Below are 12,867 nucleotides of genomic sequence, written 5' to 3' on the forward strand. Positions count from 1 at the left end.
CGGATCTCGCTTCACCTGGCCGCACGCCCCCAACTCACATGATGTCTGGCCGTAAGCGCCAATCCCAAACTGACGACCAGCAACCCCGCCACGATCAATGGCCACACTACCGGCAGCGATAAAGCGACGGCCCAAAAGATCGCCCCAAGCAACAGAGCGACCGACTCCGATCTCGCCTTTTCGCCGAAAAGGACGCGCTGCAACCAACGCCCCGTTTCGACATGGATCACCGTGCGCCCGAAAAGATAAGAGAAGATGATGAGCAGGAGCGCCATCACACCGACAAAAGCCCCCAAGGCAGACGGTAGAAAGCGCAGAGCTATCGGCACGCCTAACGAAAGCGCGCCAGCGCTTATCGCTCCGATGAGCGCAACCCGCAGGGTCGCCAACTTCAATCTCGTAACGGCGCGACCGATGACGCCCGGCATCATCAACGAGAGCGCTAGCGAAACGATGAACCAAAAGAGGACCGATAGCAATCGCTGGCCGAAATAGGCGAGCGACCAACGCGGCGTCAGGAAAGATGCGGGATTACGCCCCAATTCGCGCAACTCCTGCTCGTATCCGGCATACATGACGGTGACGCTCGCGGGATTTCGCCCCGGCGCGGTCTTACCGTGATGGTACGTCCCGCCGATGATGATGCAATCGCCGCCGATGTATGAGCCTTCGCGTTGTATGATAGAGCCCCCGATCACCGCCACGTCGCCTTCGACGCGACCCTCGACGATGATATCGCCGCCGAAAGCCAGAACCCCGTGGTCCACCAGGCCGCGCACGATGATCGGGCGACCGAAAGCGAAGACATCGCTCGTCCTGACGCCTTCGATGATCAGCGGCTCGCTCTCCGCCATCACAGTGGCGCCGAACGATTGAACCGCCGAAAGACAGGCCAAGATCCCGATGAGGAGGCAGATCGCGGCCGATTTTTTGCCCTTCGAAGGCACGGGATCTACTCGCCGTCGTTGCGTTCGCCAAATGGCTCTCGAACCATCGGGCCACCCCACAGATCCTTCGGCCTCCTCCCGAAGAGGTAGACGACGATCGCCCCGATCAAACCGACCACCGCCAAGAGCCATAAGATACCAGGCAACACAACGATCATGCTCTGTCCCACGATGCGCCCGATCACGACGATGCTTCTCCCTACATCGAAGAGCGCGTGAAGCATCAGCCGCGCAACTGAGGCGCAAGCATGCGCTATGAGCTGGACCGGCGCCAGCGCCTCTTTCGCCGAAGCCGTCCCACCGATCAGAGCGAAGGAGATGAAGGCCAAAGCAAGAATGAACAATGCGGCGCGCCGCCGCTCGTGGCGCGAACGGACGCGCCCGACATCGGCGCGCGCGTTGACCGTTACGACCGAAGCGAAATCGGCTGGCAGCTCAACCGCCATTCGACTGAGAGAAGCATCGAGCACGCAGAGCAAGCTCTTCTGTTCGTTGAGATACGCGGCGCACGAACGACACGCCGCCAAGTGCCCCTCAAACTCCTGCGCCGCCACCGGTTCGAGTTCGCCGTCGAGATAGGCGGCGATCTCGCGCTGCCAATGACAAACGCGCTCGCGTCTCACTTCCATCTGAGTTGACCGCTCCTCAAAAACCCGTGATCCCCTGCTCGATCAACATCCGCCGCATCATCTCCCGCGCGCGGAAGATGCGGTTCTTGACCGTCCCCAGCGGCAGGCCGGTCACTTCGACGATCTCTTCGTAAGAGAGATCGTGCCCGTGTCGCAAAACGATCAACTCGCGATAAGCGGTCGGCAAGCGATCGACGATCGCCTCGATCTGCGTCCGCCGTTCATCGCGTTCCTGCTCTTGTTCGGGACTCGGCGCCATGCTGATGGCCAGCCGCTCACGCCTTTCATCTCGCGGCTTTAAAGCCATCTCGTCGCGCGCCGCCGCTCGTCGCAGATGATCGATGGCGACGTTATGTGCGATCCGATAGATCCAGGTCGAGAATTTGTACTCCGCGCGATAGCGCGCCAAAGAACCATAGACTTTGATGAACACCTCTTGCGTCAAATCGAGCGCCGCATCGTAATCGTTCACGATCCGGTAGATATAGGCTGCGATTGGCCGTTGATAGCGGCGCACGAGCGCTTCGAACCCATCCTCGCTGCCGGCGATCGCGCGCGCAACTAAATCCACATCCGCCAAACTATCCGGATGCGCCGCATCAATTGCCTTCCCCATATGCCCTCGCCTTGAGTGTTTACGCGCATGATGCGCATAAAGTTTCAACGACACAACTCGCCAATTCCACGAAACCGATAATCTACCGCTTCACAGATAAAAACTTTCCATACGACGCGCGAGATACCACGAAACCGATAATCTACCGCTTCACAGAATGGATTCAAATCCGACTTGCGGTCGAGGGGTGATTGACTTGACGACCGATTCGGACCTCAAATCCGCGCTGCAATCTCACCGCGGTCGTTCGCCCCGAACCCGCATTGGCGTCAGCCTTACCGCCGATCGCCGTGCCGCTAATTGAATTGATCAACCTGAAACCGCATTTCAGCCTCATCCCCAAGCGAGCGAGGCGAGGGCGGCGGGCGCAGCTAAGCGCCGGAAACCGATCTCCATCGCCGGGAAGATCAGGCCCAAATCTTCCGGACCGACGATGCGCGGCATATGCTCCAAAGCCTCTTCGATGACCTTCTCTTCGTCCTTCCAATCATCGCCGACGAGCAATAGCCGCGCGATTCCCGATCCATCTTTCGCCACGCGATCACGGTAAAAGAGCAGAAAACGATAGAGCTCATCGGCACGTTCGTCCAGCTCGCACACGATATCGCGGACGATCAAAGGCTCGCCAGCGCGCACCAAAACGTTCGTCACACCGCGCTCATGCAGACTGACGAGCAGAGAATCGCCTTCCGCCCCTCGATCGCGCCACAACCACCACGCTTCGCACAGATGACGCGGCAAGATCAGCCCGGCTCGCCAACCGAGCGCAGCGAAAGCTGCCTCATACTCGGACAGCACCGAAAGCCTCGCTCCCGTTACAAGGTAACGCGCCCGCCCCGCTGGATCGGGACGTAAAGCGCGGCGCGAAACGCGCAACTCCTTCGGGTCCACGCCGAAGGCGCGTTCGACCTTCCAATTGAACATCTCCTCAAACTCTTGGCGCGAGGCGGGCGCGCTCTCTAACGTCAAAATCGCCACGCGCGCCACCGCATCGGGTAAAGCGATGGACCAGCGCGTCTGTTTGTCCAATCCGGTTCTCGACGCGAGATCGGCCAGCGCGGCGGTGAACTCTCCGGGATCGAAGATGTTCACGTCGTCGAACTTCGGGCGAAAGACCGTCTCATCGAACGCCACATATCCCGCGCGCCGAAGGACCAACCTTCCCCTCCGCTTCTCCAAAGAGACGATCCCCGCCCCTCCCCTCTCCAATCCGATGGCGGCGGCGGGGAAACGCGGTCGTAAGATTCTATTGACTATGCCCATCTCGACGGTCGGCTTTGTGCTTGGCGGATTTTAACTCGAAGGCGGTCGCGCCCCTACCATTCGCTGTAGGGAGTTCCCTCTGATGAAATATCGCTCGATGCGCTATGGACATCTATCACGCCCTGTTCGTCGCCCAAAGAGTTAGGGTCGGTTCCCATGACCACCTGCCAATCGCGTTCGCCGGTGATCGGATCGATCGGTATCTCGCGTAAGTATCCCGCCCGCACCAGATCGTCGAGCGATTGCGGCAGTTGCCCTTTGTCGGCCGCATACTGATCGATCACCTTGCGCATCTGGAAGAGATCATCGCGCAATGCCGCTTCGCGCGCGCGCTGCACGGTCCGCTGATACTGCGGTAGCGCGATGGCCGCTAAGATGACGATGATCGAGATGACGATCATCAACTCGAGAAGCGTAAAGCCGCGCGCGCTCAGAAAGCGCCCATCCGCCTGAAGGGGTTCCACACACCTCGGCCCAAAGAGGGGGTCGGTCACGTTGGCGGATCGCTCATTCTCTCGAAGGGCCTTCATTTTACCACTCGCTATAACGCTCCTTGCCGTTCAGCGCGAGCTCCTTCGATCTTGAGTGCACATCGAAGACGTTTTCGCCTCCCCAACTGGTCGCGTCCGGCGGATCATACGAAGAGCGCAACTCCCAATCGGCGCGCCCGGTCATCGGATCGATGGGGATGGCGCGCAGATAGATCTTCTTCTTCGCGACCACTTGTCCAACTTCGGTGGCACTTCGATTCGAATTCATATTGCCCACGTTGCCGCCTTGTAGCATAGCTGCGCGCGGGACGACGCTCACTCCGCGAACGAGGGTTTCCAGATCCGGGGGGTAGCGATCTGGATTGTCCGGCGTGAAGATCGTGCAATCGCTGATCATGACGCGACTTCGCGGATCGACGTACAGTTGTTGCGGGCCGACTGGCGTGCAGATGCCGATCGCGTCGCGGTGAAATTCATCGATCGCGGCGCGTATCTCGCGCAAAGCTTCGCGCAACCTCTCCTCGCGTTGCCGTCGCACGCTCATCTTGACGAGCGGGATGACGCCCAAAGACAGGATCGTCAAGATCGTGATCGTAATCAGCAGCTCGAGCAGCGTCCAACCTGTTTCGCGCGATCGTTTCCTTCGCTCCCTCGCCATCTCACATCCCCCACACGATCTTCGGCCCGATTTTCACTGCATGATCTGACATTTGATCGCCGGCACGAGCTGCGGCACGATGCGTCGTCCATCGATCGCCACTAGATGCGTGCGCTCATCGTCGAAATCGATTCCAGCTTCACCCTTTCCGATCGCTTCCACCTCGATGTAGACGAGCGTCCCTGTGCCGCTCAGGCTTTTGCCCACTTCCGGAGCGAAGGAGAGGACGAGACGGCCCATCGGGTCAAGCGTGTTCGTCATGTGCGCCCCGCCTCCCAAGAAGTTCTCACCAGGCGCGACGGCGCGCACGGCCAAGACTTTAGGATCGAAACGAAGCGTCACCATCGCCAATCCGACAGGCGCTTTGCTCTTCAGAAGAAGGGCAATGCGCCGCCGCTCACCGACGCGCATGGTCGCTCCACCATCCGACTTTAACTCCAATCCGACCACGCTGGGATCAGACTGCCCGCTTAGGCTCACAGGCTGCGTTGACACAGAGGTTCGGCGCGGGGGATCGCCATCGTTGCCCAGCAAGATCTTCGGCGCGGGGATGAACTGTGGGGTCTGAATTTCGACCGGGCCAGTTCTTAAGGCGTTCGTCTGCACGAGATGCGCCGTTTGCGCTCCGGTCGAGGTCGCCGCGGCAGTCGCGGCGTCATTGCGCTTCGCCTGCGCCGCGGCCAACTCCTCGCGCTCGATCTCTTGCACCAGAGAGGCGAGCGATTCGGTCATCGGCATCATCTGCGTTCCGCTCGGACGCAACTCTTCATCGCGCGGCGTCACTTGCGGAGCGCGCAGCACGTGCGGGGTGACGGCGATGACGATATCCGTTTGCACATCGTCGCGCCGTGGCGCGGTGAAGAAGCGCCCAAGCACCGGGATCAGCCCGAGCAACGGAAGCCCCTGCCGCCCATTCGACTGCCTGTCCTGCGCGATGCTCGCCAACATCATCGTGCGATTGTTCTGGATGCGCGCCGTTCCCTTAATCGAGCGCTCCGTGAAGGTGGGCGTCAGCGTGCCGGGGTTGAGCACATCCTTCGACTCGATCGTCATCTTCACCTGCACGTCCATGTTCGGGAAGACTTGCGGCGTGAATTTGAGCGTCAAACCTGTCGGCTCGAAATTGATGACCGGATAGCCGCCCGGGAAGAGCCCGGGGTTGACGATGCCACCCGGTTGCGACGTCTGATTCGAGGTCGGCGCGCCGTAATAGTAGTAGGGCACTTGCGCCGTCTGAACGGGCACGCGCTGCCCGATGCGCGTCTCCGACTCCTCGCCATCGAAAGCGTGGACCTGCGTCGAGGCGAGCAAGCGCGTGTGAGCTTTGCTCTGCAAAGCGGCGATCGCCGAGGCCGGGACGATCAACGCGGCCCCGAGCGCCGTCGGCACGTTGCTGAGGCTTTGCGTCACAACCTCACGACTTCCGCCGACGACCGTCAGCCCGCGTTGAATGCCGCCCAGATTGACGAGCGTCGTATCGGTGCCGAGCTGATTGCCGAGCTGCAGAAGATCGCTTTGTGAGACCTCATAGATGTTGACATCCATGACAACCTCGGCGCGATCCTTATCGATGCTCTCGATGATCTGACTGATCAGGCGAATGTTCTCCGGCGTGTCGCGCACGGTGAGGCTATTGGTCGATTGACTAGGCGCGATGGCCATCACGGGACGTCCGGGTTGCGGCGGAAGCGCCGCTTGAATGACCGCGCGCGCATCTTCCGGTTTGATGTTGCGCAAGTAGAAGGTGCGGATGACCAGCTGTTGATACTGGTTCCGTTTATTCTGATCGGCGACGAGGATCGTTCGCCGGTCCAGCTTCTGGAAGAAGAGCCCCTGCGAGAGGAAGATGTAATCGAGCGCTTGCGCCGCCGTCACGTTGCGCAGGTTATTGATGTTGATCGTGCGCCGCTGGTTCTGCAGATCGCGGTCGAAGATCACGTTCAGATTGATCTCGTCGGCGAGGCTGCGGATCAGCTCCAAAAGGTCGCCGTTGAAATTGATCACGCGCAGCTGTTCGGAACGCAACGGAATCGACGGCTCCTGCGAAGACGCGCCCCTCGCCCGCTGCCCATTCGAGTCGCCTTGATAGACCGCAGGCGACGTTTGAACGCCACCCTCTTTCCCCTCCTTGGGCTCCATCCCGGTCTTTTCGCGTTGCAACCGGAGCATCCGATCCATCTCGGATTTCGCCAGCTCATTCGCCGGATCATATCCGTAGGCTTGACGGAAAGCGTTATACGCGCCGACGTAATCGCCGCGCTCGGCCAACGCGCGCCCGCGCTGCATGTAGACTTGTGATGCGTTGAAGAGCGCGCGCCGATAGTGGAGCTGATACTCGATGTTGGATGGGTCAGCCGCGACGGCTAGAGCGAACTCCTGTGCGGCTTGCTCCCACTGTTGGGCGGCTTCGTACTGCAGCCCGCGTTTGTAGTTCTTCTCGCCCTTCTTCGCGAGCGCGGAGATGGGCGCAAAGAGCAGACAGAAGATCATCAGAAGCGCGGCAAAAGATCGTGCGTGCAGCGTGCTTTTCATCGTTACGTCCTCCCCGGCTTAAGCCTTTTTCGCTTCGCCCTGATGGTCGCGATCAGTTCAACTTCACATCCTCGACGAAGGTGACGCGATTGATCTCATGTAGACTGGAAATGCCAGCGAAAACCTTACGCAGCGCCGACTCGCGCAAACTGCGCAGCCCCTCAGCCTCAGCCGCACGACGGATCTCCGAACCAGGACGCCGCGCGATGATCATCTCGCGGATGTTGTCCGATAGATCGAGCAGTTCATGGATCGCCGTGCGCCCGCGATACCCCGTATGGTTGCAAGCATCACAACCGACGCTGCGATAGAAGATGCGATCGCGATGCTCCTCGGGCCGCAAACCCGATTCGATCAACTCTTCATCGGAAGGGCGATATGGCCGCTTGCAGACCGTGCACAGGACGCGGATCAACCGCTGCGCTAGAACGCAATTGAGGCAAGAGACGAAGTTGTATGGCTCGACGCCCATGTTCAGGAAGCGCCCGATCACGTCGATCACGTTGTTGGCGTGAACCGTTGTGAAGACGAGATGCCCGGTGAGCGCCGATTGGATCGCGATCTGCGCCGTCTCGGGGTCGCGGATCTCGCCGACCATGATCTTATCCGGATCATGGCGCAAGATCGAGCGCAACCCACGCGCAAACGTCAATCCCTTCTTCTCGTTGACCGGGATCTGCGTGATCCCTTGAATCTGATATTCGACCGGATCCTCGATCGTGATGATCTTATCCTCCTCGTTCTTGATCTCGTTCAACGCCGCGTACAGCGTCGTCGTCTTGCCCGAACCGGTCGGTCCAGTCACCAGAACCATGCCGTAAGGTTCAGCGATATAACGACGGAACTTGCGCAGATCCTCTTCGGAGAATCCGATGACATCGAGCGTCAGGTGACGAAAGGCTTCGTTGATCTGCTCCTTGTCGAGGATGCGGATCACGGCATCTTCGCCATGGATCGTCGGCATGATCGAGACGCGGAAATCGACCGTCCGCCCCTTGTAGCGCGCGCGGAAGCGCCCATCCTGCGGGATGCGCCGCTCGGCGATGTCAAGTTCGGACATCACCTTGATGCGCGAAATCAGCGTCTGATGATAGGCTAGGTCGATCGGATCGAGTTTGGGATAGAGCGCGCCGTCGATGCGGTATTTCACCTGCACGCCATAATCGCGCGTCTCGATGTGAATGTCGGAAGCGCGCGATTCCAAAGCGTTGAAGATGATCGTATCGACCAGCTTGATGATGGGCGACATCTCGGAATCGGTCGCGAGCCGATCAAGATCGAGCACTTCCTCGCCTTGCTCCGTCTCGCGCACCAACGAGATGCGAAAACCGGAGGCCGCCTCCTGCAACACGCGCTGCGTCGCATCGCCCTTGCGCAACACGGCGTCGATCGCGCCCGCCGTCGCGACCGAAAGCTCCAGTTTTTCGCGCAACGCGGCGGCCAACTCGTCCAAACGTTCCAGATCCGTCGGATCGGCGACCGCAATGTGGAGCCTGCCGTTCTCGCGCCGGAGCGGCACGAACTGATAGCGCACCATCAGTTCAACAGGCACCTCCGCCAGCAGCGAGAAATCTATCGGCGAGTCGCCCGCAGGCGGCAACAGATCGACGTAAGGCAGACGATAGCGGCGCGCGAGCTGTTTCGCCTCGCGCACTTCCGGCGGATCCTCGACCTGCGCCCAAGTCTCGCGCGCTACAAACTCTTCTCTCGAGGCTGAATTTCCCAGCAGATCTTCCGCCATTTGATTCATGATCGTTCCACGCGAAAGTCGTCCGTCGTCGGGGGCGCTGATCTTTAACGTCCAGCGGCGTTCGAGATGGATTGAATGATCGGGAGATAGATGGCGAGCAGGATCGTGGCCACCACGCCACCCATGACTAAAAGAATGGCAGGTTCCAGCGTGCTCGTCAACTGTTCTAGTCGCACTTCGGCCTCGGCATCGTAGAAGTTCGCCACCTCTTCCAACATCTCCCGCAAACTGCCGGAGCGCTCGCCGATCCCGATCATATCGAGCGCCAGCTCCGGCACCCATCCTGCCGACGCCAGACTGTCCGTGAAAGACCTCCCCTCACGGATCAGTGGCAGCACGGTCGCGCTGCGTCGTCGCAACTCGCGATTGGTGATCACCTCGACAGCGATCTCCCAAGATTCAACCAACGTGATGCCGCCGGCAAGCAAGGTGGCGAGTCCGCGTGCCACTTGCGCAATCGCCAATTGGCGAAGGAGCGCTCCGAGCAAAGGGATGCGTAATAAGAGAGCGTCCAATTTAAGCCTTCCCTGCGCCGTGCGCGCCCAAAAGTAGAAGCCCACGGCTGCCGCCAAGACGAGTGGACCGAGCCACCAAATGTTCGTCGCCAACCATGTGGAAAGGCCAACGACGAAGAGCGTCACGGTCGGCAACTCCGTGTTGAACCCGGCAAACAGACCGGACATCCGCGGCACGACATACATGACCAAAAACGAGACCATCGCCACCGACGCGATAAGCAGAAGCGTTGGATAAGCGAGCGCGGCGCGCACGCGCCGCCGCAGTTCGACGCCGCGTCGCATGTAGTTGACATAACGCGCCAGAACTTCGGCAAGCGCGCCGCTACGTTCGCCCGCTAAGATCGAAGCCGTGTAAATGCGCGGGAAGATAGGCCCCTGCGCGGCGAATGCCGACGATAAAGCATCGCCGTTACGTATGCGTTCTTCGACATCGCCCAGAACCGAACGCAAACGCGCGCTCGTCGCGCGCCGCCGCAACATCGAGATGGCTTGCAGGATCGGGATGCCGGCCCGCACGAGCGCGGCGAGTTGTTGATTGAAGAGCAGAAAATCAGCCGCACGCACTCGCGCTTGCCAACCGATGCGCCCGCCGCGCGTAAGCGCCGCAACGCCCGAGACCTTTGGCGGCGTGACGGAAAAGACGCGATAACCTTGGCTTTCAAGGCGCGCGCGCGCCTCCTGCGCGCCGGAAGCCTCGATCGTGCGCGTAATTATCTCACCTGAAGGTGTGCCCAACCGACAGATGAACTCTGCCATCTTCTGCCAGCGACCTTATATTCGAACTGCCTGCGCCCGCCCGAACCAAGAGGGACGAAGTATATCACGCGCTGGCGGCTTACGCGCCCCCGACACAAACTTTACACGCGCCGCTTCACTGGCGGTTCCAAACTCGAAGGCGATCCGCCATCCCAGAGATCCCTGCTACACGCCGCGCTGCCGAAGAATCCTTACCTTCTTGCGAAGGCGAGCGAGCTGGCTTACAATCGAGATGGCCGAAAGGTAAGGCGCGCCGAATCATCGTCTCCTCAAAGCGATCGAAAAGGATCGGTCGAGATTCGCAATTAATAAAGAGCGCGAACCGCAAGCAGGAGGGTATCAAGATGCAGCGCCGCCGTAAGGAACGAGCCTTGATCGCGCTCGCCTTCTGCCTCTTCGTTTGCATTCAAGCGACAAACGCCCAACAGAAACTGGATGGGGAGCTGCCCCTTCCCCAAAAGCTTCCCTTCAACGACGATCAACCGATCATCATCAACACCGATCTCGTCACCTTAACCGTCACGGTTACCGACACCTATGGGCGCTATGTGACGGGCCTCGACAAGAGGCATTTTACCGTCTTCGACGAAAAGGAACCGCAAGAGATCCTCTTCTTCAGCGATTCGGACGCGCCGGCAAGCATCGGCATCATCTTCGACGTCTCCGGTTCGATGAGCGGGGAGAAGATTCATCGCGCGCGCGAAGCGCTGAGCCGTTTCATCGAAACGAGCCACGAGCGCGATGAATACTTCCTCATCGGATTCAATTCGCAAGCCCAACTACTGATGGATCGCACGCGCGATAGTCGGGCCATTCTCGACAAACTCACCTTCGTGCAGACCAGAGGCAACACCGCGCTCTATGACGCTTGCTACCTCGGCGTAGAGAAACTATCGCACAGCACCTATCCCAAACGCGCGATCCTGCTCATCAGCGATGGGCAAGATAACAACTCGCGTTATACGCGCAGCGAACTGCAACGCCTGCTCAAAGAATCCGACGTGATCATCTACGCGATCGGCATCATGGGCGATAGCGATGCCAACAGCCCGCTGGGGATGCAGGGTCAAGCGATCCTCGATGAGCTGGCTTCGATCTCAGGCGGACGCGCTTTCTTCCCGCGCACGACGGCGGAGATGAACGAGATCTTCGAACGCATCGCGCTCGAACTCCGTCACCAATACTCGATCGGATATCGTCCGAAGGATTTCGTCCCCGATGGCCGTTGGCGGCGCATCAAGGTGAAGGTCAACCCGCCGCGCGGATTGCCGCGGTTGTACGTTCGCAGCCGCGAAGGTTATTATGCCATCGCCAAACCGCGTTGAGGCGCGGCAACCCGCACTGCGTGCGGCGACATCAAGAAGTTCGTGGAAGTTCGTGCGCGAGCCAGTGGCTCGTTTGCCCCAGCCGCGCGAAGCGATCGGGCGGCTTTAACCGAAGCGCCGCGCTTGCTCTCAAAAAGAGGAAGCGGGGCGCTTCCGATTCATGACGGCGCAAGGACATCGATGAAGATCTGGCACCCTTATCTACGCATCGCCGCGGCGCTTCTGCTCATGACGCTCGCGCCAGCGCGCGCTCCCGCAACGCAAAACTCCGACGGTCGCGCGCGGCGCGTCACCGGCGCTGCGGCACCAACGAACAACAGATCGCAGAACAAACAGACGCCGCCCAATCGCCCGCCGCTCGTCATCATCGATCAAGAGCCCCCTGTCATGCCGCCGCCCAAACCCAAGCAGCCCGCCGGACAAGAGATCGCGCCTGATGAGACGATCCGCATCAGCACAGCGGAAGTCAAATTGAGCGTCCGCGTCATCGACCGCAACAACCGCCCCATCCCGAACCTTCGCCCTGAAGATTTCCAAGTCTACGAAGATGGCGTGCCGCAAACGATCACTTATTTTTCCAAAGAAGAGGTGCCGATCAGTTACGGATTGGTCATCGACAATTCGGGTTCGATGCGTTACCTGCTCGACAAAGTGATCGAATCGGCGCGCATCATCATCAACAGCAACAAACCGGGCGATGAGACTTTTCTAGTCCGGTTCATCAGCAGCGACAAGATCGAAACTCTGCTCGATTTCACCTCGGATAAGCAGGCGCTGCTCGACGCGCTCGACAACCTCTACATCGAAGCTGGACAAACGGCAGTGATCGATGCCGTCTATTTGGCTGCCGATCGGGTCACCGAATACAAGAAAGGCGATGATGACGATCGTCGTCGCCGCGCCTTGATCCTGATCACGGATGGCGAAGATCGAGCGAGTTTTTACAGCCAGAATCAGCTCTTCCAACATCTACGCGAATCGAACGTGCAGATCTTCGTCATCGGATTCGTCGATGAGTTGGACAAAGAGGGCGGCTTCATTCGCAAAAGCCCGCGCGAGAAAGCGATCAACTTGATCAATCGTCTGGCGAGCGAAACGGGTGGGCGCGCTTTCTTCCCCAAATCTCTGAGCGAACTGCCGCGGATCGCCGAGGAGATCACGCGCGATCTACGCACACAATACGTCATCGGTTACAGCCCGACCAACAAAGCGCACGATGGTACATATCGCAGCGTGCGCGTCGTGGTCGCAAATGGACCAGGGGGCGAAAAACGCATCGCGGTCACCCGTCCCGGATACATCGCTCCGCTCGACAATGGGACTCCGGCGCCGCCGCGCCGTCGCGTAGCCGATGGCACACATTCGACGACGCCTTGAAATGG

At 59.8% G+C, this 12,867-nt stretch carries 11 protein-coding genes; 2 read left to right on the forward strand and 9 right to left on the reverse strand.

The window, feature by feature from the left end; genetic code table 11:
* Positions 1 to 11: 11 nt before the first annotated feature.
* From PYK22_RS12445 to PYK22_RS12485, 9 genes are all read right to left on the reverse strand, one after another.
* Positions 12 to 854 carry a hypothetical protein gene (locus PYK22_RS12445; protein WP_157770857.1) on the reverse strand — a complete coding sequence of 281 codons (843 nt, stop codon included), beginning with the start codon at positions 852 to 854 and terminating at the stop codon, positions 12 to 14.
* A 98-nt stretch (positions 855 to 952) separates the two neighbouring features.
* Positions 953 to 1,576 (reverse strand): zf-HC2 domain-containing protein, encoded by a 624-nt coding sequence (locus PYK22_RS12450; RefSeq protein WP_041977751.1) that lies wholly within the window; start codon positions 1,574 to 1,576, stop codon positions 953 to 955.
* A 16-nt stretch (positions 1,577 to 1,592) separates the two neighbouring features.
* Positions 1,593 to 2,192 carry an RNA polymerase sigma factor gene (locus PYK22_RS12455; protein ID WP_041977753.1) on the reverse strand — a complete coding sequence of 200 codons (600 nt, stop codon included), beginning with the start codon at positions 2,190 to 2,192 and terminating at the stop codon, positions 1,593 to 1,595.
* Between the two features lie 333 nt (positions 2,193 to 2,525).
* Complete coding sequence (locus PYK22_RS12460; RefSeq protein ID WP_041977755.1) at positions 2,526 to 3,455, reverse strand: type IV pilus biogenesis protein PilM; 930 nt, start codon at positions 3,453 to 3,455, stop codon at positions 2,526 to 2,528.
* 53 nt (positions 3,456 to 3,508) lie between these two features.
* The gene (locus tag PYK22_RS18250; protein WP_328286926.1) at positions 3,509 to 3,919 is read right to left on the reverse strand and encodes a type IV pilin protein; all 411 of its coding nucleotides are present in this window, start codon (positions 3,917 to 3,919) and stop codon (positions 3,509 to 3,511) included.
* Positions 3,920 to 3,986: 67 nt separating this feature from the next.
* Positions 3,987 to 4,604: a prepilin-type N-terminal cleavage/methylation domain-containing protein gene (locus PYK22_RS12470; RefSeq protein ID WP_041977757.1), complete on the reverse strand. Its 618-nt coding sequence runs from the start codon at positions 4,602 to 4,604 to the stop codon at positions 3,987 to 3,989.
* Positions 4,605 to 4,637: 33 nt separating this feature from the next.
* Positions 4,638 to 7,136 carry a secretin N-terminal domain-containing protein gene (locus PYK22_RS12475; RefSeq protein ID WP_041977760.1) on the reverse strand — a complete coding sequence of 833 codons (2,499 nt, stop codon included), beginning with the start codon at positions 7,134 to 7,136 and terminating at the stop codon, positions 4,638 to 4,640.
* Positions 7,137 to 7,188: 52 nt separating this feature from the next.
* Positions 7,189 to 8,886 (reverse strand): GspE/PulE family protein, encoded by a 1,698-nt coding sequence (locus PYK22_RS12480; protein ID WP_211197697.1) that lies wholly within the window; start codon positions 8,884 to 8,886, stop codon positions 7,189 to 7,191.
* Between the two features lie 44 nt (positions 8,887 to 8,930).
* The gene (locus PYK22_RS12485; protein WP_041977762.1) at positions 8,931 to 10,160 is read right to left on the reverse strand and encodes a type II secretion system F family protein; all 1,230 of its coding nucleotides are present in this window, start codon (positions 10,158 to 10,160) and stop codon (positions 8,931 to 8,933) included.
* 344 nt (positions 10,161 to 10,504) lie between these two features.
* On the opposite strand from PYK22_RS12485, the gene PYK22_RS12490 reads away from it, so the two are divergent.
* Both PYK22_RS12490 and PYK22_RS12495 read left to right on the forward strand, forming a co-directional pair.
* On the forward strand, positions 10,505 to 11,485 hold the full coding sequence (locus tag PYK22_RS12490; RefSeq protein WP_041977765.1) for a VWA domain-containing protein: 981 nt from the start codon (positions 10,505 to 10,507) through the stop codon (positions 11,483 to 11,485).
* Between the two features lie 180 nt (positions 11,486 to 11,665).
* Positions 11,666 to 12,862 carry a VWA domain-containing protein gene (locus PYK22_RS12495; RefSeq protein ID WP_041977767.1) on the forward strand — a complete coding sequence of 399 codons (1,197 nt, stop codon included), beginning with the start codon at positions 11,666 to 11,668 and terminating at the stop codon, positions 12,860 to 12,862.
* Positions 12,863 to 12,867: the final 5 nt, after the last annotated feature.

Origin of the sequence: Pyrinomonas methylaliphatogenes, assembly GCF_000820845.2 — a bacterium.
Lineage (GTDB): Bacteria > Acidobacteriota > Blastocatellia > Pyrinomonadales > Pyrinomonadaceae > Pyrinomonas > Pyrinomonas methylaliphatogenes.

Excerpts from the sequence above, each read along its gene's own strand:
- PYK22_RS12485 (WP_041977762.1), bottom strand. The coding sequence starts at position 10,160 with ATGGCAGAGTTCATCTGTCGGTTGGGCACACCTTCAGGTGAGATAATT.
- PYK22_RS12470 (WP_041977757.1), bottom strand. The coding sequence starts at position 4,604 with ATGGCGAGGGAGCGAAGGAAACGATCGCGCGAAACAGGTTGGACGCTG.
- PYK22_RS12475 (WP_041977760.1), bottom strand. The coding sequence starts at position 7,136 with ATGAAAAGCACGCTGCACGCACGATCTTTTGCCGCGCTTCTGATGATC.
- PYK22_RS12490 (WP_041977765.1), top strand. The coding sequence starts at position 10,505 with ATGCAGCGCCGCCGTAAGGAACGAGCCTTGATCGCGCTCGCCTTCTGC.
- PYK22_RS12450 (WP_041977751.1), bottom strand. The coding sequence starts at position 1,576 with ATGGAAGTGAGACGCGAGCGCGTTTGTCATTGGCAGCGCGAGATCGCC.
- PYK22_RS12455 (WP_041977753.1), bottom strand. The coding sequence starts at position 2,192 with ATGGGGAAGGCAATTGATGCGGCGCATCCGGATAGTTTGGCGGATGTG.
- PYK22_RS12480 (WP_211197697.1), bottom strand. The coding sequence starts at position 8,886 with ATGAATCAAATGGCGGAAGATCTGCTGGGAAATTCAGCCTCGAGAGAA.
- PYK22_RS12445 (WP_157770857.1), bottom strand. The coding sequence starts at position 854 with ATGGCGGAGAGCGAGCCGCTGATCATCGAAGGCGTCAGGACGAGCGAT.
- PYK22_RS12460 (WP_041977755.1), bottom strand. The coding sequence starts at position 3,455 with ATGGGCATAGTCAATAGAATCTTACGACCGCGTTTCCCCGCCGCCGCC.
- PYK22_RS12495 (WP_041977767.1), top strand. The coding sequence starts at position 11,666 with ATGAAGATCTGGCACCCTTATCTACGCATCGCCGCGGCGCTTCTGCTC.